General features: G+C 43.3%; 21 protein-coding genes. 5 read left to right on the top strand and 16 right to left on the bottom strand.

The genetic code is table 11. The features are described from left to right. Nucleotides 1–180: 180 nt before the first annotated feature. Nucleotides 181–831 (top strand): PQLLE family protein, encoded by a 651-nt coding sequence (locus WJR50_RS23685; RefSeq protein ID WP_341295780.1) that lies wholly within the window; start codon nucleotides 181–183, stop codon nucleotides 829–831. Here the strand turns inward: WJR50_RS23685 and WJR50_RS23680 are convergent. Together WJR50_RS23680 and WJR50_RS23675 are read right to left on the bottom strand one after the other, a co-directional pair. Further along, nucleotides 828–1,577 carry a LytR/AlgR family response regulator transcription factor gene (locus WJR50_RS23680; protein WP_341295779.1) on the bottom strand — a complete coding sequence of 250 codons (750 nt, stop codon included), beginning with the start codon at nucleotides 1,575–1,577 and terminating at the stop codon, nucleotides 828–830. The two genes, WJR50_RS23685 and WJR50_RS23680, sit on opposite strands and share 4 nt — an antisense overlap. Nucleotides 1,578–1,583: 6 nt before the next feature. Next, nucleotides 1,584–3,548, bottom strand: coding sequence for a tetratricopeptide repeat protein (locus tag WJR50_RS23675; RefSeq protein WP_341295778.1), 1,965 nt, complete (start codon nucleotides 3,546–3,548; stop codon nucleotides 1,584–1,586). A gap of 411 nt (nucleotides 3,549–3,959) precedes the next feature. Here WJR50_RS23675 and WJR50_RS23670 point away from each other — a divergent pair, with 411 nt between their 5' ends. Continuing rightward, on the top strand, nucleotides 3,960–4,514 hold the full coding sequence (locus WJR50_RS23670) for a GNAT family N-acetyltransferase (RefSeq protein WP_341295777.1): 555 nt from the start codon (nucleotides 3,960–3,962) through the stop codon (nucleotides 4,512–4,514). A 227-nt stretch (nucleotides 4,515–4,741) separates the two neighbouring features. Here the strand turns inward: WJR50_RS23670 and WJR50_RS23665 are convergent, their stop codons facing one another. The 5 genes from WJR50_RS23665 to WJR50_RS23645 all read right to left on the bottom strand — a co-directional run bounded on the left by WJR50_RS23665 (nucleotide 4,742) and on the right by WJR50_RS23645 (nucleotide 8,348). Continuing rightward, entirely contained in the window at nucleotides 4,742–4,867 is a 126-nt protein-coding gene (locus WJR50_RS23665) for a hypothetical protein (RefSeq protein WP_341295776.1), read from the bottom strand. Nucleotides 4,868–4,936: 69 nt separating this feature from the next. Then, nucleotides 4,937–5,377, bottom strand: a complete 441-nt coding sequence (locus WJR50_RS23660; protein WP_341295775.1) for an AAA family ATPase — start codon at nucleotides 5,375–5,377, stop codon at nucleotides 4,937–4,939. Nucleotides 5,378–5,390: 13 nt separating this feature from the next. Next, entirely contained in the window at nucleotides 5,391–6,233 is an 843-nt protein-coding gene (locus tag WJR50_RS23655; protein ID WP_341295774.1) for a 1,4-dihydroxy-2-naphthoyl-CoA synthase, read from the bottom strand. Between the two features lie 119 nt (nucleotides 6,234–6,352). Beyond that, the gene (locus WJR50_RS23650; RefSeq protein WP_341295773.1) at nucleotides 6,353–7,588 is read right to left on the bottom strand and encodes an Nramp family divalent metal transporter; all 1,236 of its coding nucleotides are present in this window, start codon (nucleotides 7,586–7,588) and stop codon (nucleotides 6,353–6,355) included. Nucleotides 7,589–7,778: 190 nt separating this feature from the next. Beyond that, nucleotides 7,779–8,348, bottom strand: coding sequence for a cysteine hydrolase family protein (locus WJR50_RS23645; RefSeq protein ID WP_341295772.1), 570 nt, complete (start codon nucleotides 8,346–8,348; stop codon nucleotides 7,779–7,781). A 294-nt stretch (nucleotides 8,349–8,642) separates the two neighbouring features. On the opposite strand from WJR50_RS23645, the gene WJR50_RS23640 reads away from it, so the two are divergent. Further along, entirely contained in the window at nucleotides 8,643–10,610 is a 1,968-nt protein-coding gene (locus tag WJR50_RS23640) for a mechanosensitive ion channel family protein (protein ID WP_341295771.1), read from the top strand. A gap of 10 nt (nucleotides 10,611–10,620) precedes the next feature. On the opposite strand, the gene WJR50_RS23635 is transcribed toward WJR50_RS23640, so the two are convergent. The 8 genes from WJR50_RS23635 to WJR50_RS23600 all read right to left on the bottom strand — a co-directional run bounded on the left by WJR50_RS23635 (nucleotide 10,621) and on the right by WJR50_RS23600 (nucleotide 15,898). Next, nucleotides 10,621–11,247, bottom strand: a complete 627-nt coding sequence (locus WJR50_RS23635) for a LysE family translocator (RefSeq protein WP_341295770.1) — start codon at nucleotides 11,245–11,247, stop codon at nucleotides 10,621–10,623. Between the two features lie 204 nt (nucleotides 11,248–11,451). Beyond that, nucleotides 11,452–12,582 carry an alpha/beta hydrolase gene (locus WJR50_RS23630; RefSeq protein WP_341295769.1) on the bottom strand — a complete coding sequence of 377 codons (1,131 nt, stop codon included), beginning with the start codon at nucleotides 12,580–12,582 and terminating at the stop codon, nucleotides 11,452–11,454. 101 nt (nucleotides 12,583–12,683) lie between these two features. After that, the gene (locus WJR50_RS23625; protein WP_341295768.1) at nucleotides 12,684–12,884 is read right to left on the bottom strand and encodes a hypothetical protein; all 201 of its coding nucleotides are present in this window, start codon (nucleotides 12,882–12,884) and stop codon (nucleotides 12,684–12,686) included. Between the two features lie 223 nt (nucleotides 12,885–13,107). After that, a complete protein-coding gene (gene arr / locus WJR50_RS23620) occupies nucleotides 13,108–13,554 on the bottom strand; it encodes an NAD(+)--rifampin ADP-ribosyltransferase (protein WP_341295767.1) in 447 nt (148 codons plus the stop codon). A gap of 143 nt (nucleotides 13,555–13,697) precedes the next feature. After that, entirely contained in the window at nucleotides 13,698–14,549 is an 852-nt protein-coding gene (locus tag WJR50_RS23615) for an Rpn family recombination-promoting nuclease/putative transposase (protein ID WP_341295766.1), read from the bottom strand. After that, the gene (locus tag WJR50_RS23610; protein WP_341295765.1) at nucleotides 14,539–14,745 is read right to left on the bottom strand and encodes a hypothetical protein; all 207 of its coding nucleotides are present in this window, start codon (nucleotides 14,743–14,745) and stop codon (nucleotides 14,539–14,541) included. The genes WJR50_RS23615 and WJR50_RS23610 overlap by 11 nt, the downstream gene beginning before the upstream one ends. Before the next feature lie 99 nt (nucleotides 14,746–14,844). Next, nucleotides 14,845–15,243 (bottom strand): hypothetical protein, encoded by a 399-nt coding sequence (locus WJR50_RS23605; protein ID WP_341295764.1) that lies wholly within the window; start codon nucleotides 15,241–15,243, stop codon nucleotides 14,845–14,847. Next, nucleotides 15,221–15,898, bottom strand: coding sequence for a hypothetical protein (locus WJR50_RS23600; protein ID WP_341295763.1), 678 nt, complete (start codon nucleotides 15,896–15,898; stop codon nucleotides 15,221–15,223). The genes WJR50_RS23605 and WJR50_RS23600 overlap by 23 nt, the downstream gene beginning before the upstream one ends. A gap of 284 nt (nucleotides 15,899–16,182) precedes the next feature. On the opposite strand from WJR50_RS23600, the gene WJR50_RS23595 reads away from it, so the two are divergent. After that, nucleotides 16,183–16,863: a hypothetical protein gene (locus tag WJR50_RS23595; RefSeq protein ID WP_341295762.1), complete on the top strand. Its 681-nt coding sequence runs from the start codon at nucleotides 16,183–16,185 to the stop codon at nucleotides 16,861–16,863. A gap of 483 nt (nucleotides 16,864–17,346) precedes the next feature. Here WJR50_RS23595 and WJR50_RS23590 read toward each other — a convergent pair whose 3' ends face one another. Continuing rightward, a complete protein-coding gene (locus tag WJR50_RS23590) occupies nucleotides 17,347–18,888 on the bottom strand; it encodes a sulfatase family protein (protein ID WP_341295761.1) in 1,542 nt (513 codons plus the stop codon). Between the two features lie 121 nt (nucleotides 18,889–19,009). Between WJR50_RS23590 and WJR50_RS23585 the strand changes: the two genes are divergently transcribed. Continuing rightward, nucleotides 19,010–19,198, top strand: a complete 189-nt coding sequence (locus WJR50_RS23585) for a hypothetical protein (protein ID WP_341295760.1) — start codon at nucleotides 19,010–19,012, stop codon at nucleotides 19,196–19,198. Nucleotides 19,199–19,223: the final 25 nt, after the last annotated feature.

The following is a 19,223-nucleotide window of genomic DNA, read 5'->3' as shown; positions in this document are numbered from 1 at the left end:
ATGGTCAGCTGCTTAGAAGATATCATGCAAGCCCGCATGACACCTGATAACCACCGTGTCAGGTAAAGAAAAGGATAAAATGGAGTACAAATATTACCCATGTTAATGTACTGCCCAAAACAGCAGGTTACAATGCATGCAAAGTCCTATTTTTATTTCCTTATTTCAACTCTAATTCTCATGATAAAAAGATCTCTAGATGCCCGAATGGCACAGTACCATACCCTGATTGTAAATGCAAGCAGGCATCCTAAGATAAAGCAGCAAATGGAGCGATACGGTTACTCAGAGGTTCGCATGCTGGAAGGTCAAAGCCTTCTGGAGCAGTTCAGCACGTGGCAGGATGAAAAGAAAAACTGCTACAGCAAACGCAATGCACTTACAGCCCGGATGAAGAAAGATATAAAGGAACTTAAGGCTTTATATATGGAGCATCTGACGATAGCTCGCTTTGCTTTTCGAAAGGATGCTTATATGGAGTCACAACTACAACTGAAAGGCTTGAGGAAAAAGGACTGGGCAGGCTGGAGCAGCCAGGTATTTAGCTTTTACAACAGTATGGGGGAAGAAGGGCTGGCTGGCATGAAGAAGCACGGAGCGAAGGCAGAAGAACTCGCCCGGGGAAAGGCTATGGCAGAAGCTTTGGCGAATACTTATCAGCAAAACAGGTACAATGCCGGAGATGCCCAGTCGGCAACGGAGAAAAGAAATGAAGCATTAAAAGCTTTGCAAGGGTGGGTAAGTGACTATACAAAGGTAGCCCGGGTGGCCCTGAAGGATGACCCCCAACTTCTGGAAGTGCTGGGTATAGTAGTGCCTTCAGCAGCTTAAAGCTTATTCAGCAGGCCCAAAAACTCTTCTTTTTTGCGACGGGAAATATCAACGTGATGATTGTCCGTAAGGATCACATAGCCACCTTCACCTTTCACATATTTGCGGATGTGCTTCATATTGATGAGGGAGGAATGATGCACCCGGCAAAAGCCTGAGCTTGCCAGCAGGCTTTCAAAGTCTTTGAGGTTTTTGGAGATGAGTCTGCTCAGACTGTCCTTTAAAAACAAACGGGTATAGTTGCCATCTGCCTGGCAGTAAATGATATCATCAGTTTCAAAAAACTCTATGCCTTCCAGCGTAGGTACGGCCAGTCTGTCTATCTTTCTGGATCGGTACTGTATATTGTTGAGTACTGACTGATACTGAGGAGCGCTGTTTTTTTGCAGCAAACGCTCCTTTACTTTGGCCACTGCATGCATCAGGTCATCTACATCTACCGGCTTGAGCAGATAGTCCAGGGCAGAGAAGCGGATCGCCTTGATGGCGTACTGATCATGGGCAGTAACGAAGATCACCTCAAAGCTGAGGGGAGATGCCTGCTGCAGCAAATCAAAGCCCGACATATGGGGCATCTGCACATCCAGAAATACCAGGTCAGGTTGCAGCTCCTGAATGGCTGTGAGGCCTTTTTGTGGATGATCATAAACTCCCAGGATGGCAACCTCCGGACAATACTTTTCTATCGCTATGCTGAGGGCTTCCCGAGCGTCGGTTTCATCATCAATGAGGATTGCTCGTATCATGATTTGTTAGGCCATTGGAACCATAATGTCTACCCGGGTGCCCAGCACCTGATTCAGCGAATCTTTGAGGTCGGTGATACTGATCAACTGCTCCAGACGCTCTTTACTGAGCAGACGCAGCCGATCTTCGGTAATCTTCATACCCATACATTTCTGTTTGTACACCGACTTTTCCCTCAGCACCTGGGCTTTCTCTCTACCCACCCCATTATCTTCAATGGTGCATAGCAGGCGGTCATCTTCCTCTTTAATGGCAATCGTGATGGTACCAGGATCTTCTTTGTGCATCAGTCCATGCCATATCGCATTTTCTACAAAAGGCTGCAAAACCATAGAGGGAAGATATGTATTTTCTGGTTCAAGGGATTCATCTACCAGTATTTTGTAATTGATCTTTCCTTTAAAACGGAGGGCTTCCAGTTGGATATAAGATTCCAGCATGGCCAGTTCATTTGCCAGCGACACCCGTGTGGCTTCGGTATTTTCCAGGATGAGGCGTACCAGTTTGGAAAACTTGGTGAGGTAAGAGGAAGCCGCCTCAGTTTCGCCCTGTAGGATCATGCGATTGATGGAGTTCATACAGTTGAAGAGAAAATGCGGATTGATCTGTGCCCGCAGGGCTTTGATTTCCAGTTCGCTCATCTCCCGTTTAAAGTTTGCCTCTCTCACTTCTTCGTTTTTGGCTGCCAGCAGCTTTTGATGGCCGAGGCGCTGCCGGAAGATGTAAACCAGCAAGCCGGTCAATAGACTTAGCAATACCAAGCCGGCCATAGAGGCTTTTTTCAGACCGGCCTGCCGCTCGGCTTCTTTCTGTTGAAGTTCTTTTTCATTGGCCAGCAGGATGATCTGCTTGTCCTTCTTTTCCGTTTCGTATTTTACTTCCAGCTCTTTGATCTGGATTACATGCTTTTCATTGGCAATGCTGTCTTTCCACACTTCAAAGTTTTTCCTGTACTCAAGTGCCAGTGCATACTGCCCCATCTTTTCGTAGGTGTTTGTAAAACTTTCATACAGATTTTTTATTTCTTCTTTACTGTTCAGCTGTTTTGCTAGTTGTAAAGCTTCTTCCAATCCTGCCAATGCCTGAGTGTACTGACCTAACTCTCCGTATATAGTGGCAATTCCATGATCAGTGTATAGCACACCAATCTGATCGTCAATCTCTCTTGATAAATCATTGGACTCCTTCAGATATTTGAGAGAGGTATCCATATCTCCCATTCTTTTGTACAATACGCCTATATTTTGCAGATCAATGGCAGCATCCATTTTATGACCATACTTCTGGTTCACCTGCAAAGAGCGCTGATAATAACTTAATGCTTTTTCAAAATCATTTTTAGCTCTGTAGATTAATCCTATATTACCTAAAATGCTTCCGGTTTTTTCCTCTTGATTTTCTAACAAGTCTACCGCTTTGAAATAATTTTCCAGGGCATAATCAAGCTTTTCCAATTCCCAATACGCATTTCCAATGTTATTGTAGCATTTAGCTACTCCCTCTGTATCATTCAATGCCTCATAGATAGGCATGGCTTTCAAATAGAAACTGGCAGCCAGTTCGTATCTCCCTTCCAGATGATTTACAATGCCACTTTCCATAAAAAAAGTAGCTTCAACTTTATCCTCTCTAAAGAATTGACGCTGATTTTCTACTTCACCCAGTGCTTGTTTTGCATTTTCTAACTGACCTTTTTTCCAAGAATAGCGACATAGCATCAAATAAGATCTGCATACCCACTTTTTATCATCTATTTTCTCACTGAGTTGGATAGCCTCTTGCAGATAAGTCTCCGATTGGGAAGGATTTTCAACAACCAGTGCCTGATGCAGTGACAAATAAGTATCAATTTTTATAGTATCGGGAGAGCCTGCTTTCAGCAAAGTGAGTAAGCTATCAACTTTTGACTGAGCATGCAGGGAAAGGCCACAACAAAGTAGCAGCAAGAGGGGTAAAGTGAGGCGGAGCATAGCGTTACGGTTAAATTAAATAAACTGATAAGCTGATCTTCCTTTTACTCATATTTTGAGTACTCTAACTCTTTATACTTCTGACAAACAGCACATTAACTAAATATAAGCATCCAATTTGAGATCTTATCTATCTCCTGATTAATCTCCTAAAAATTAGTCTATGTGCCCTGACTTTATGTAACCTTGAAATAGGTTACACTTATCTTTTTCAGCGAATTCCCTGAATTTTTTGTACTTACTCAGTCAGCCCTGATTTGATCATTAAACAGTATGATAAAACCTTTAGGGAGATATATTCCGTAAAGTTTTATGGCTTAAAATCCAGGTTTGATTACTTTTAATAAAAATCTGATTTCAGGCATGACATCCAATTTTATTCCTGACTAACCAAAGCTATCTTATCTTCACATGAGCGCTCTCAGAATTGACAAACAAAACTTACAACTTAGCCTGCTTAATCCTCATGATCTGAAAGAACTGCAAGCCCTTAGCATCAAAACTTTTCAGGATGCTTTTGGCAGTGTCAATACTGAAGAGGATATGAAAATATATCTTGAACAGGCATTTGGTGAAGCACAGCTTTTAGAAGAACTTCAGGATACTGACACGGATTTCTATTTTTTGAAGAATGGGAGAGAAACTGTTGGCTACTGCAAATTGAAATTTGGTTTGCCTAACACACATTCTGGAAATGGAAAGGCTCTGGAAATATGCAGACTTTATGTGCTCCAGCAGTACCAGGGAAAGCAATTGGGTCAATGGATGCTGAATAATATTGTCCAAATGGCCGAAGAGAGAGGGCTGGATTTTGCATGGCTGGGGGTATGGAGTCAAAACCCGGGAGCTATTCGTCTGTATGAAAGAAATGGCTTTAGCAAGATTGGCTCTTATACATTTATGCTGGGCAATGATGCCCAAACCGACTACATCTTGAAGCGGGAACTTCGTGATGAAATGAGTTAAACAACTTAGGCCAGACAGGCTGCTCTAATAAGAAAAGAAGTTTATCCAACTCCAGCGCTACCTGATTTTCAGGTCTTTCGCTGGCAAGTTTTAATTCCTACAAACTTTTCTCCATACCAGCGATCAGATTTGTCTGAAACGACTTCTTCCTCAAAGAAGGGAAAAAACCTTACAGACTTTCTTCAACACTTACCAAAGTAGTTGTTCCTCCGTCTGTCAAAATCCAGTTAGTGAATGGCGAAAGTTCCTATGATTTTACCCGTCCGGCCAAATGCCTGATAAGGCTCTACAGTATGCAGTTGAGAATGAAAAGTCAGTCCTCCGGCTTTCCGGTTGTTGATTTCTGGTTTCAAAACACTTGATATATTTTTGTTATAATACGCTCGTTCTTTCTTCTTCTGCTCCTGCTAAGCTCGTAGATTTCATCTTTCCAGCGTTTCAACGACAAACTTACCGTCCACAATTTTCACTAAATAAAGCATATCAAATCCTTCCGCATAGTCTGGGCGTTCCAGCTTTTTGTAGCAGCCCAGTATGCCGGGTACCGGTATTTTTTCTTTCCCTTCTCTCTGCTCGTTTCTTGCCAGGGCTTCTTTTACAAAACTATCAAAGAAGTATCCGATTATTGTATAACCATTCGCTTTAGCGTTTTGAATGATCACTTCCCGCTCACTTTTGGTCGGATGGGTATTATCTACCACAAATCTGGACTGGGTGGAAAAGCAGGTTTCCATAAAAATGCGCTGCTTATTCCGTGTATTCAGCAGATCAAGGCTGATGCGCACATGCGAATTAAAAAAACGCTGCTTGTAAAATGTTGACTTCCCTGCCCCCTGTATTCCTACAAAAATGACCGCTTCCAATTAAGTGCTTCCCTTAGGGAATCCATTTGATATCCTTGAAGTTAGGCTTTCTCTTCTCCAGAAAAGCATTTCTTCCCTCTTTGGCTTCGTCTGTCATATAAGCCAGGCGGGTAGCTTCTCCGGCAAAGACTTGCTGACCTACCATACCATCATCGGTCAGGTTGAAGGCAAATTTGAGCATCTTGATAGAGGTAGGTGACTTTTCCAGAATTTCCTGTGCCCACTGGTAAGCAGTATCTTCCAGTTCTTCATGGGGCACTACCGCATTGACCATTCCCATATCATAAGCTTCCTGTGCTGAGTAGTCTCTTCCCAGAAAAAATATCTCCCGGGCACGCTTCTGTCCCACCATCTTCGCCAGATAGGCAGAGCCATAGCCTCCGTCAAAGCTGGTGACATCGGCATCGGTCTGTTTGAAAATCGCATGCTCTTTACTGGCCAGTGTAAGGTCGCAAACTACGTGCAGACTATGCCCGCCCCCTACTGCCCAGCCAGGCACCACAGCAATGACCACTTTGGGCATAAAACGAATCAGTCGCTGTACTTCCAGAATATTGAGACGAGGCATACCCTCATCGTCCACATAGCCCTGATGTCCGCGGGATTTCTGATCCCCTCCACTACAAAAGGAGTAGACACCATCTTTGGTAGATGGACCTTCTGCCGACAGCAACACGACGCCGATAGAAGTATCTTCACGGGCATCCAGAAAGGCTTCAAATAATTCTCCTACGGTTTTAGGACGAAAGGCATTGCGAACGTTCGGTCGGTTGAAAGCGATGCGGGCTACGCCATCCGCTTTGCGATAAGTAATATCTTCGTACTCCTTTACTGTTTTCCAATTAGCTTGACTCATAAGGCTATTTTTTTGGGTTCAAATTAGAGTTTTTATAGCTTCTCTTCAAAAGTAAGGAAAGAGAATTTTATCTTTTGTTTGATCTATATGGGACGGCACCTTCTAAAAGTTAGTGCAATTTATAGAGTCTGTAGGCTGGCGAAAATCCCCTGATAGCTCATATAACTCATGAGGATGGCAAATATCAATATGGCTGCCAGCAAAATATTGAGCGCCACAGAAAACTTATGCTCTTTCATCAAAGAAGCCTTGTTTCCTAAGATCATGATGCATGCTACTGTGACGGGAAGCACTAAAGCTCCAAATGCCTGTGAGGTGATCATGACCGCTATGGGCGGGGCGTCAAAAACCGGGACGATCAGCCCCAGCAAAGAAAGCAATAATACGATTAATCTATAATTTTTTCTTCTCAGATTGGGTTTCCTTTGGTAATAATCGTCCAGAAGCCAGGGTAGTAAAGCTGCATTGGGAAACTGAGAAGATATACCAGCGGCAATGATGCCCAGAGTAAATATTGTTACTGCCAGAGTACCAGTGGTAGGTGCCAGAATATTAATCATCTCCGAAACATTGATCAATGGCAATCCCTGGGTGTGCAGTGTTCCTGCTGCCGCAGCCATGATAGCAGCACTCACCAAAAACATCATAAAACCCGAAAATAGCGCATCCTTTTTTTGTGTCTTCAGGTCATTCATTGTCCAGCCTGCTTCTTTGACCAGGGTTGTTCTCAATATAAATAAACCGGAAAATACCGTAGTACCTACCATAGAGGCGATTACCAGAAAAGCACTTTCATGGGGTCCGGTATCAGGAATTTTGGGTACCATTCCCTGAGCAACTTCTCTGAGAGGTGGTGAAAACATCAAAAAATTAAGCAAAAAGCATATTGCCATCACTCCCACAATGACTGCCAGAATTTTTTCAAACCAGGAGGTTTTTCCCAGCAAAAAAATGAAATACACCAGCCCAATAAAAAATAATGCAAAATATACCGGAGCGATTCCCCCTGCTACGTAAAACTTAGACCACTCATAACAAACGTCTGAAATGATTCCCATTACACCAATGATGCTCCCTGAAACATGGGCAGTGAGCGTAACGATAAAAAATATAGCTACCAAAGGGTGAATGTGCTTCCTGAATGCCGCCAGTGCCGTTTCTCCGGTAAGCAGGGTAAATTTGCCAAACAGATGAATGAGTAAGAAGGTCATGAGGCAGGACAAAAACACTGTCCATAACAAAGACATGCCGTAGTCAGCACCCGCCTTTGCCATTGCGGTCACACTGCCGGTACCAACAGTATATCCAAACAAAAAAATACCGGGCAGGAGCGACTTAATTGTCTTTTTGAGCATAGGTTGTTTAGGTTGTGATCTGAAAAACCTCCATACTAAGCGTGATTTGTTGCACTGTGGGTCAAATCAGTTTTTCAAAACACTTAAGATAAGAGATTTATACCTAATCCAGCCCTCTTCTGCTAAAGCAATTTTCTAAAAATTACCAGTCTTAGGTGCCTGATGCATATTTCTATAAATAGTACTCTTCTCAGGCTTTCAGTAACCTCAATAAGTCCTCGGTAGAAAGCACCCTGGTAAACTCACCTTCTAGGCTGGCCAGTTCGGTTGCATGCATAATTTCTGCCGAAAACTGCTTACCATCTACTCCTACTCTGTTGAAAGTAGCGGTAGCATCCGATACCAGATAAGTCTCGTAGCCGAGATTGCCTGCCATACGGGTAGTGGTAGATACACAATGATTGGTCGTCAGCCCCACAATGACCAGCGTTTTGATTCCTTGTTGATCTAGTCTCTGCTGCAAATCTGTGCCGATAAATGCACTGTTAACACTTTTTTCAATCACAGTTTCGCTGTTCAAAGGTCTAACAAGCTCTTTGATTTCATTTCCAGGTTTACCTTTCACCAGTCTGGATTCAGGATTGGTAGAGTTGTGTTTGATATGAAAAAGTGGCCAGGCCTTTTCTCTCCACAAAGCCAGCAATCTCGCCGCCTGTTCTTCCGCATTAGGATTGTTACGCTCACCACCCCAATAGGCTAAGTCGTCCATACCTTTTTGGATGTCAATCAACAGCAAAGCGGGGGGAACAGGTATATTCATTTCAAAAATGATCAATAGTTTATCTAGAAACCATAAGCAATTTAGCAGGAAACCATGTGTCAATCAACGCTTTAAGAAAGCTCTCAAACTTATTTTTTTGGCTAACTCAGAATAAGTAATTTTTTCAATCAGCCTGCTTATTTACCTGATCTCTTTTTACTGCAACAACAGTTATTATCTCTTCCCGGCAATTCTTTTGGTAAAGATATATTCACTAAATTAGTAAAACTACCTAGCTAAACAGTGGTTGTATTGAATAACATTCCTCAAGTTTAACAGTAATTTTTTTTTTGTATGATTACCTACCCCAGCCTTCAAAAAAAATTCCTAAGCATCTGCCTGACCATACTATTTTACTCACTGAATGCGGTCAATGCACAGGATAATAACGCTCAGCTATTTCAAAGCGATACTTTTTCCGTAAAAGCAACAAATCAGTCTGATATTGCTTTTCTGCTGGGACTTAGTCAATTGATTATCAAGGACAAGAGTAGGTTAAGAAAGTTAAAACTGGACAGTGCTCAACTGGAACCTGTCTTTCAGAGAACTGCCATACAGTTCAATCAGACAGATATTAGGTTAGATTCGCTCATGAACCTTCCTGATCCCGGTATTGCCCTCGCTACCGTAGAGCAGGAGTGGAAAAAACTGGAGGATGGTCTGGCGTATATGTTGAAACGCAGACGCTCTATTCACCAGCAAATGAAAGTACTGCAACGAAAAATTAACAAGGAGCAGGAAGCTTTCTCCTTAGCCATGAAAGGTACTCCCGCCATGGTCATGGAAATTACCGAAAAAAAACTATTGCAGGATGATAATCAATCCACACTCTTAGATTCAGCCAATACATCAGATACTACGCTTTATGAAGAAGAGATCACTTTTGACAAGGTCAACACAGAGTATAACTGGCGCATAGTAGAGGCTGAACGAGAGCTGGAAATACTGAAAGCCAAATTTGAAGTAGCCAAAAAAACCTGGTTTCTGGTAGAACAACTGCTCTCCATCAACCAGGATGATTATTCCATTGCGATGTCATTGACACAAAGCTCTCAGGATCAGCTTACACAATGGAAAGCTACTATTGAAGCATTGGAAAACAACCTCAGTACTTTACAGGCAAGTGATTCGGCAGAACAACTTCAGGCCGCCATCCAGGATAGAATCAATCAGGCACAGGCTTTTATGACTAGCGTAGAAAGTGATATCGCTGAAGACACTGTCCTGCTGGCTACTCTGCAAACCCGTATAGATAATCTGAATGTGTTGAAAGATCCTCTGGCAGAAGCTGTTGCCGATGCCACCCTGAATATCACTCGGCAAAACCGCTGGCTGGAATATCTGCGTAGCCCTTTATCTCCCCACAGATTATATTCTTTTGTCATCAACACCGGCCCTCGTATCGGACTGACTCTTCTGCTCCTTTTTCTGCTGTGGGCTGGAGCCCGCTGGCTTACGGTACGCATACTCAAAGGCCTTAGCCTCAGCCGCTTCAAGTCCAAAGAGGATAGCAAAGAAAGGGTAGAGACCCTGAGTCGGGCCATACGCAGCGGACTTACGGTGCTGGTACTCTTCATTGGGTTTCTGGCTGTTTTATCCGAGTTAGGCATAGATGTTTCCGTCCTACTGGGTGGAGCAGCCGTGTTTTCCCTGGCCATTGCCTTCGGTGCACAAACCCTGGTCAAAGATTTCTTCTCCGGATTTATGATCCTCTCCGAAAACCAATACCGGGTAGGCAATGTCATCAAAATCAACCAGATATCGGGAGTGGTGGAAGATATCAGTCTGCGGACTACTGTACTGCGCGATCTGGAGGGTATAGCCCACTTTATCCCTCATGGAGAAATTACCACCGTAAGTAACCTAACGCACCGATGGTCCAGGGTGGCTCTGGATGTGGGAGTCGCCTATAAGGAGAATGTGGACCATGTAATGGAAGTCATTATGGAAGTAGCCCATCAGATGAAGCAGGAAACGGAATTTAGCAAACTCATCACCGGAGAACCGGAGATGCTGGGCGTAGACGCACTGTCTGACTCAGCCGTCATCATCAAGGTGCTGGTGCAGACTAAGCCGCTGAAGCAGTGGCTGGTGAAAAGAGAGTTTCTCAGACGACTCAAAAACCGCTTTGATGAGTTGGGCATAGAAATCCCTTTCCCTCATCGTACCATTTACCATCGGGACTTAACCCTCCCTGATTTTAATGGCAAAAGTGAGAAGCCATCAAAGTCTAAAGCTAAAGCAGATCAGCAGGAGAAATAACATTAAACGCTTATCTCCTAGTCAATGCCAGTTTGAGGCCTAATACAATAAACATTCCTCCGGTGACTCTGTCCAGCCACAGCTTGATCTTCGGGCGCTTTCTGATGCCCTCCGAAAGCCGGGCCGAGCAAAGCGACAGAATCAAACACCAAATGGTAGCCGTAGTGAGAAAGGTAAGGCCGAGCAGTAAAAAGGGTAATGAACTCTCTGCGTACTGAGGGTCTACAAACTGCGGGATAAAGGCGATGAAGAACAGGGCCACCTTGGGATTCAGCACATTGGTAAAGATACCGGAAGCATAGATTTTGGCATAGTTTGCCGGCTGCTGCTTGGCCAGTACCTTCAGATTTGTAGCTTTAGCGCGCAGGGATTTATACCCAAGATATACCAGATAAGCTGCTCCCAGGTATTTGACGACCTCAAAAGCCAGGGCCGACTTTGCCAGTATGATAGACAAGCCCAGTGCGGCAAAAATACAGTGGATCAAAGCGCCGCTGCAAATACCCAGAGCAGATAATACGCCCGCTTTTTTACCTTGTGAAATGCTGCGCCCAAGTATGTACATGGTATCCGCCCCTGGTGTAAGATTGAGCAGTATACCCGCGATCAGAAAGGTCTCAAAGTTGATAATACCCATATTCTTTAGGTAATGGTGAATTAATGCTGTGAATTTTAATCCTGAAGCTTGTTGTCAGCTCATTATCGGTTTGCCCGATTCCTGCTCTGGAAAAAATCCGGCAGTATTATCGTGGCACCTGTCTTTCCAAGAAAGTCATTATGATTGTTGAAAAATAGACATGGTGTTGAGCAAATCAGCAGCTAAGCTTTACTATTTAATATATCATTTCAAATCAGCAAGACTATTCACTCCTCTCAGCACATCTTCCTGCATTATCCTTCGCATTTTTTCAGGTTCTTCAAACAGCGGACTGTGCGCCGATTTTTCAAAGCTGTAAAATCCCTTCATTGGAGCTTTTATTTTCTCAAAATACTCTTTTGACAAAGAATAACACACTGTATAATCATAAATCCCAGAAAAAAAGTAGACAGGAATATCCAGTTGAGGCACCTTATTGATCAGATTCGTAGCCAGCATTTCTTTCCATAGTATACTAACACCCGATTGAGATTTGCCCCGCCACATATTGATCTTTTCTGCTAAGGTATATTCACGAAATGCCAACGACGGTAAGAAGAGTCCGCTGATTACAGAATTCATCCCATGCATAGTGCCTATTCCAAGCTCGTGCATAGCCTGGTCACGCAGTTTAAGGTAAGTATCAGGTAGACTGTCTGTCACGGGCGCCGCCCTGAGCTTTTGCTCCATTTTAGTATTTCCCTCTTTTCTGTATTGTTCAAGCATGTATTCATAAGCCATTCTTTCAGATTTGAGCTGATCCGACATCTGAGCAATACCAATATACGCTTTGTACAATTCAGGAGCCCGGGCAGCCACCTGTATTCCGATGAAGGTTCCTCCCGAATGTCCCATGAGATATATCTTATCCTGGCCGAAGCGCCTGCGCAAGTAATTTGTCACTTCCAGCGCGTCAAGTATCATCTGTTCCAGCGTCATGCTTTCTCGGGGGATGTTGGCGCTGTAAGAGATACCCGAGCCCCTTTGTTCCCACCATACAAGTGTGAAATTTTCTTCCAGACCAGTAGGGTATTTTTGGGTAAGAAAATAATCAGGCATCCCTCCATGCAGGTACAGCAATACCGGCTGACTTGCATCTTTGCTTTTAATGAACATACCCTGCCTCACGCCTCCAATGTTCATAAACACTTTTTCTGAAACACTCCCCGCCATTGGACTTCCACTTGGGTCTAAATAGGGTTTTGGTTTACCGGAGCTCAATGTCCACAGCACTCCCGTAAATATGAGCAGGCAGGCTAAAAATGACAGGCTTATGATTAAAATCATCTTTTTTCCTTTGTCCATAAAAGCTTTGACAGGTGCACTACTAATCATCTTGATGTATATGATATTAAGAAGATTTTAGCAGTTGCACAATGCATCTCACTCATACGCTGATGATATTTCCCTTCCTTAGTTATTCACCCGCTCTATGATCAGGAAAGAAAAGTAGTGGACTCCCGTTTTGATATAGCTTTCATCCACCGCGAAGTTAGGCGTATGCGGTATGGCAATGATGCCTTATCCGCGGCATATTCATTTTCCTTGACAAGTCCGGTAGTGATCTCATTGCCTTTGTCATTGATGAAATACCTTCTCAACAGGCCATAGCAGGCATAGGCCATCTGCGTTTGCACTTCTCCCTCCTGTAGGAAGAAATTCTATTTCTTCAGTCCGCAAATGACTGAACTGTTGTAGATAGACCTCATAATACTTTTGATATGCTTCCTTCATGTATCAAGCGGCTTGCTGACGTTCCGGCTACAGGGAAAGCACAAGCTGCCCTTAGGCGCTGCATTCCTGCTTAGTTTTTTATGGGTGTAAAGATGAAAAATCCTGCCTTACTTTCCTCATGCCAACTCAATCCTCTATGGCCTCAATACCCATTGCCGCAAGCCGCTCCAAATGCTCCTTCATGGCCCGGAGTTGCTCGGGCGCATGCCCCTGCCATTCGTTCACTTCCCCCATTACCCGAAGCGGATGCATCGTACGGTAGGATTTGGTGGGATTGCCGGGAAACTTCTTATCGGTCAGGTTGGGATCATCTTCTATGGGTCCGGTGGGGGCTACGATGTAAATCTTGCCGGGACCCTCGCCCAGGGCAAGTTCGGCTCCCCAAACCGCCGCATCCAACGTGGCGGTGAGGTACACATACTTTGCCTTCTTCCGGCTGCCGTAGTTGGACTGATAGCCCGCGGCAATCATATCTCCCGGCTTCAGATCAACTTTAGTACCATGATAATACTGCACCGCACTCGTATGCTCAGCAGAGGCTTTTGGATGTTCTTCTCTTGGGTTGGTTTTCATAGGGGTGGTAGGGTTTGGGTAATGTGTTGATAACGGATAGCTGCTTGGGACACCTTGAATTATTTCCAGGATTACAGTCTACTTGGTTCTTTGAGGATAAATATTGTGTCTGTTCCCGTTGGGTCAAACAAGAGTTTCAAGATTTACAGTTTTTCTATTTGTTCTTTTGTCAATCCTGTTGTTTTCTCTATTATATCAATTGAGACTCCATTTGTTTTTAATTCTCTAGCAATCTCAATCTCTCTTTTTGATGCTCCCTCTAAAATCCCTTCTTTCTTAGCAGTTTCGATTATACTATAGTTATCTCTATAAGTTTTCAAACTTTCTTCATATGCTTTCATGTCTTCTGAGTTTAGTTTTGCTATCTCGGCTTCTGAAAATAACTTTTCAAATACCTTCTCTTGTAATTTAACAGGTCTGTCTTGTAATTGGTGCAGATTTTTCAATACATACATCCATTTGTCAAATTGACTGATCAATTCATCCTCTTCTTTTCTGAATTTTGGCATTTCTAAATAGATAAAAGTCAGTTTGTCATAAAAGACTTCATGGGTTTGCTTATCTATTAGTTGAATCTCCCGCAAAAATCGCTCTTGTTCATACTGGTCAGGAAAGCTGAAGTTCAGAATTCCAATCGTATAAACTGCTTTTAAATAATAATCCCATTCTTTTCCTTTGGGTGCCTGACTTTGAATGGGGAAGGTGGAATAGAAAATGCTTCTATCTTTGAAATACTGCTGCTTCACATTCTGTAATTCTATGATGAACTTCTCTCCTTTTTCATTTTCACAGTAAAGATCAAAAATGGCTTTCCTATCCATTTTTGTATTGCCCAAATTCTCAGTATTTAAGTAAGTCAAATCCTGAACCCGCTCTCTATCGCCAAGCACTTGGTTCAAGAAATCAATCAATAATTCTTTATTGAACTCAGTCCCAAATAATTTTTTGAAGCCAAAATCTGTAAATGGATTGATATATTTTTCTTTACTGTCCATACCCTAAAGTTCTACCTTTTTTTCTTTTGCCTTCCTTGATTTCCTGCACTTCTTTTAAGGCTTCCTGTAATCCCCCTAAGACTTCTAATTTATTGAGCAGTTTCTCATGTTCAGCTTTTAACTTTTTCCATTCTTCTATGGGAACGATTACCGCTGTCTGTTTTCCTTCTTCGTTGGTGAAATACTGAATGCTCATAGCTTTTTCTTTCAAATTACGGCTCTTTACATAGTTTATTGATTATGTGCAGGAGCCCTAGTTTTTTTATTTATTGGCGATAGCATTTTCCACATTTCTTTATTTAAACAAGTAAAACCCGAATAGAAAAGCTCCTGTTAATCCTGTTCCCATAATAAAGATCATATTATTTGTATTTATTAGAGTACTATTCATAGAAAGTGTAACCATATGTGAAATAGCCGACCCAAGTAGTAGACCTGCAAAAGATAATATCAGGTTTAAAACTTTTTCATTACTAGATTTATGAATTTTTTCGGCTGCTTTCTTCACAACTCCTTCTGTAATAAATTCTGTTCCTTGACTTTTTGCAAAGAATTTAGAAAGAGTAAATAATTGTATGGTATAAGAAGTTACATTTTTAATATAACTGTCAAAACCGTTAGTACTAAAAGGGGATTTGTCAATTTTGCCCAATTCCTTGTTAATTAGATCATTAACGTGGTTTTCTAATTTCATTTGAACCAGGATTTAAATTTGAAAAAACAAGCGAGTCAATTATGATATTTCTTACTCTATATATGATAGAATTTTGATCTTTTTTAAAGGATTTTGGACTTATTCGCGCTCCTAACAAAAAACCTATCGCGGAAAATAAAACTGCAGACATAAAAAAGATAAAACTAAAGTTAAACCTTACACTGGGTTCAGAATACACTTCGTAAAGTTTATAAACGATAATAATTATTAAAAATGTTGGTATTATGATCTGATATTCAATCATTCTGCCTACCAGCCTCTCCATGAAAATTTGACGTCGGTTTACTTGTTTAACTAGTTTTCTTAGATCTTCATCTGAATATTCACTGATATCCTGAAGGTATTTTAAGGGTTCTGGAAAGTTATATTTATGATTATTATAATTCTTCCAGATTCTATAAATAAAAAAAGCTAAAGCTGTATTTATAATAAAAATATGTTTAATAGTGATCTCAACAGTAATTGCAGATTCAATACCTAAATATTTTGATAGAAAATAAACTAAATCGGTAATGATAATTAAGAAAATAAAATATTTATATCCTGAAATAAGCTTTTTAATAGCAAATAGATCAAAATCAGCGATTATACGAGACTTATAATAAATTCTTTTAATAATATATTCTGTTGTCAATGTTTTATAATATTATGCTTAAATAATTATGTTACTATAAACTGTAATATACATGCAGTATAGCATACCACACCTAAATATAAGTGTATACCTACAATATTAAAAGTGCAGATTAGCTGCTGTGATAAGTATAGCGGCAAAACTCAGATACAGCACTCACCCCCCTAGCCCCCTCAAAAAACATTGAATTCCGTTCAATACCTTACATAGGTAGTATCATACGCGTATGAAATGCTATATTCATGTAGTGACAGTGTATAACCACCAACATAACTACATATGCTATGGCTCAATTGCTTTATGAAAGGGATGGTACCCGCAAACACCTGAGTGCTACCCGCCGTCACATGCGGCTTTGCCGTCAGTACCAGGGCACGCAGTTCCTGATAGATCAGATACAGCTTCCTTACAATGCCCTCCGCGACAAGCATGAATCTACCCTCAAAAAGCTGGAGGAAAGGGAAGACCGCTACGACGATCTGCTCACCGCCGATAACCAACTGGATGATCAGGTGCGCCTGGTGTTCCGCCGTTGCGAAGAACACGACAGGGCATCGCCCGCCCAGGCCATCATGAACCAGATTTTTCCCGAAGGCAAGTTTGGTCATATCGTCAACATGAATCTGCAGGAGGAGCCGGATATGGTGGAGCGCCTCGCCATGCGGCTGGAGAACCTGGGCGACAGCCATGAGCTTTATCCACTGGCAGCCGAGCTGCGCAATCGGGTAACTGCCTCCCGTAAGGCCATTAAGGGTTACGAAGATATGATCAAGCAGGTAAAGATGGCGGAAGCGGAAGAAGAAATCGCGCAGGCCACTTTGCGGCGTTTGTACGAGAACAATTACCTGGATGCCCGCAAACAATTGGGTAAAATCCGGGCCGAACGTTTATTTCCCAAGCTTAGTAACTCAGCAAGAACGGTACAAACGATGGAAGACGAAGAAAGCAGCGAGGATGTCGCCTGAGCGGCTTCTAAATACCCTTCTAGAGCGCCAAAGCCGGATACAATTTGTTGTAAACTGAAATTGTAGCAATTTTCGCATACTACAAAGCTTCGTAAGCCGAATCGGAGGAATATACGTGCCCTACATTTTTTTGTATTACACTTTGGCGCAATAAAAGCACATTACAATTTGTCGTAATGCAGTTCGGAGAAATTTGAGCGCTTTACAATTTTTTGTAAGACCGATCATTAGCGATAAAAGTACATTACAAAATTTTGTATACCACTTTCTAAGCAATTTACCCACCTTACAAAACTTCTTGCCGCTCTTTGACGCGATATACGGGCTTTACAAAAATCTTTGGTAACATGAGCGGGTTTGTGGGAATGAATCTGAAAGCTTCGGATACCCTCTAGGAATAACAGGCGTTGCAAACATGCGCCAGATGGAAGCAGGTACGCGTTGCAAACGCACTACAGATTTGGCAGATTTGGGACAATGAGTTTATTCTGCATAGTCAGCACCGGTCAGGCTCCTGAGCACGGATTCCTGCCATTCCAATAGTTGCTGTTCCAGTCTTTTAGCGATCTCCGGCTCACTGCTGATCAGATTATGTTGCTCAGCCGGGTCATTGTCCATGTCAAACAGTTCCTTGCCGCTTCCCTCCTCGCCGTCAATGACCAGTTTATAGCGATTGTCCAGTATGGCCCGTTCCCCGGCATAATCCCGTTCGCTGATTTCAGGGTGATGAAAGTTCTGAAATGAGCGGGTATACTGCCCGTCCATGATCTTGACCAGGGGCGTAGTCCCCTGCTGTAGCGCAGGATCAATATATGGCTCAGGATCACCCGCCAGGATATGGCCGGGTTCAAAATCCCAGAAGCAGATGGGTTGGGGCCGTTCATCCATTTCTCCTCTGAACAAAGGCACCAGGCTCACCCCATCCAGCGGACGATCGGGCAGCGGCTGTCCGCTCAGTTCGGCCAGGGTGGGGAGCATATCGCTGGTCACCGCATGTACTGCGCTGCTTCTTGCTTCCGGTATGCCCTGCGGCCACTCAATAATGCCCGGTACCCGTACGCCTGCTTCATACATCAGGGCTTTCTGTCCACGGAGGGGAGAATTGAAGAGTCCGCTGGGCGGTACACCATTGTCGCCGCAGTACCAGAGCAGCGTATTTTCACGCAGGCCCTGCTCCGCCAGGTAATCACGCAGATTACCAATGGCCCGGTCCATGGCAGTGATTTCCGCATAACGCTCCTGCAGTACGGAGTCCAGAGGGCGCTCCACCGGAAGTCCGCTTTCCATAGAGGTGAGGGTGACGTAGTGTTCGGAGAGGCTGTCCGGCAAATCCTCATAGCGCGCCAGGTCTTCTTCCAGTCCGCTATAAGGCTCATGCGGAGAGCCAAACCATACTACCGCAAAAAAGGACTTGCCCTGCTGTTGGGACTGTTCTACAAAGCGGATGGTCTCATCAATGAGCACTTCCGAGCTCTCTCCCTCCATTTTGACCGGTGCTGCTCCGTCGCGGGAAAGTACGGGATCAATCTCAAAGAAGTTATCATGTGAAAGCCAGGTATCAAAGCCCATGGCTCCCGGATTGGTAGGAGAATCAGCCTTCACTGGTCCTAAGTGCCACTTGCCAAAATGTCCGCTGGTATAGCCGGCATCTCGGAGGATTTGTGCAATAGAAATTTCTTCGGGACGGATAGACCAGTTAGGGGTAAAAGTACCATAGCGGTTGGGGTGCCGTCCGGTGATCACACTGCCCCGGGTGGGAGAACAGACCGGAGAAGCCGAGTAAAAGCGGTCCAGACGAAGTCCGGAGGCAACCATTTCGTCCAGTACCGGCGTTTGCAGGTAGGCATGTCCGTTGTAGGCCGTTTCTTCCCAGCCGTGGTCATCTCCCATCAGCAGTATGATGTTAGGAGGTTGTGGCTGTTCTGTGCTTTCTTCTCCAGGGCTGCAACCCATGAGGAAGAGGAAACTGATAAGGAAGAGAAAGTTAGCTGGTCTTTTCAAGTAGGGTAGTTTGTTGTATTGCATAGGTCTGCTCTTGTAGGATTAGCGGTGGTTACGACTTTGTTAAGCATTGCTGTATGCTCTCTATTAAATGTAATCTAATCATTACAAGTGCACAAACTATTATTGCTACTTCATAGTAGGTATGCTGATTTTTGTCAATGGAAGAGGGCTGGAATCCGGGCATGCGTTACGCTACGCTAAACGACTAGTCTGGCGTGACCCGGTCTGGCGTGACCCGGTCTGGCGAGACCCGGTCTGGCGAGACCCGCCCAGCGTGGAACCTTTAGGTTTGTTACATATGAATATTCTTAGAAGAATCAGTTGTTGTTGAGTTGTGGAAATGTGGGTAACTTGAT

This window comes from Catalinimonas locisalis (genome assembly GCF_038039535.1).
In the GTDB taxonomy this organism is placed as follows: Bacteria; Bacteroidota; Bacteroidia; order Cytophagales; family Cyclobacteriaceae; genus Catalinimonas.
Note: the sequence above shows the minus strand (reverse complement) of the source record. Positions and strands in the feature narration are given on the sequence as shown.

Excerpts from the sequence above, each read along its gene's own strand:
- WJR50_RS23605 (WP_341295764.1), bottom strand. The coding sequence starts at position 15,243 with ATGAAATTAGAAAACCACGTTAATGATCTAATTAACAAGGAATTGGGC.
- WJR50_RS23635 (WP_341295770.1), bottom strand. The coding sequence starts at position 11,247 with ATGGGTATTATCAACTTTGAGACCTTTCTGATCGCGGGTATACTGCTC.
- WJR50_RS23640 (WP_341295771.1), top strand. The coding sequence starts at position 8,643 with ATGATTACCTACCCCAGCCTTCAAAAAAAATTCCTAAGCATCTGCCTG.
- WJR50_RS23615 (WP_341295766.1), bottom strand. The coding sequence starts at position 14,549 with ATGGACAGTAAAGAAAAATATATCAATCCATTTACAGATTTTGGCTTC.
- WJR50_RS23610 (WP_341295765.1), bottom strand. The coding sequence starts at position 14,745 with ATGAGCATTCAGTATTTCACCAACGAAGAAGGAAAACAGACAGCGGTA.
- WJR50_RS23655 (WP_341295774.1), bottom strand. The coding sequence starts at position 6,233 with ATGAGTCAAGCTAATTGGAAAACAGTAAAGGAGTACGAAGATATTACT.
- WJR50_RS23595 (WP_341295762.1), top strand. The coding sequence starts at position 16,183 with ATGGCTCAATTGCTTTATGAAAGGGATGGTACCCGCAAACACCTGAGT.
- WJR50_RS23675 (WP_341295778.1), bottom strand. The coding sequence starts at position 3,548 with ATGCTCCGCCTCACTTTACCCCTCTTGCTGCTACTTTGTTGTGGCCTT.
- WJR50_RS23590 (WP_341295761.1), bottom strand. The coding sequence starts at position 18,888 with ATGCAATACAACAAACTACCCTACTTGAAAAGACCAGCTAACTTTCTC.
- WJR50_RS23645 (WP_341295772.1), bottom strand. The coding sequence starts at position 8,348 with ATGAATATACCTGTTCCCCCCGCTTTGCTGTTGATTGACATCCAAAAA.
- WJR50_RS23585 (WP_341295760.1), top strand. The coding sequence starts at position 19,010 with ATGCTGATTTTTGTCAATGGAAGAGGGCTGGAATCCGGGCATGCGTTA.
- WJR50_RS23630 (WP_341295769.1), bottom strand. The coding sequence starts at position 12,582 with ATGATTAGTAGTGCACCTGTCAAAGCTTTTATGGACAAAGGAAAAAAG.
- WJR50_RS23685 (WP_341295780.1), top strand. The coding sequence starts at position 181 with ATGATAAAAAGATCTCTAGATGCCCGAATGGCACAGTACCATACCCTG.
- WJR50_RS23680 (WP_341295779.1), bottom strand. The coding sequence starts at position 1,577 with ATGATACGAGCAATCCTCATTGATGATGAAACCGACGCTCGGGAAGCC.
- WJR50_RS23670 (WP_341295777.1), top strand. The coding sequence starts at position 3,960 with ATGAGCGCTCTCAGAATTGACAAACAAAACTTACAACTTAGCCTGCTT.
- arr (WP_341295767.1), bottom strand. The coding sequence starts at position 13,554 with ATGAAAACCAACCCAAGAGAAGAACATCCAAAAGCCTCTGCTGAGCAT.
- WJR50_RS23650 (WP_341295773.1), bottom strand. The coding sequence starts at position 7,588 with ATGCTCAAAAAGACAATTAAGTCGCTCCTGCCCGGTATTTTTTTGTTT.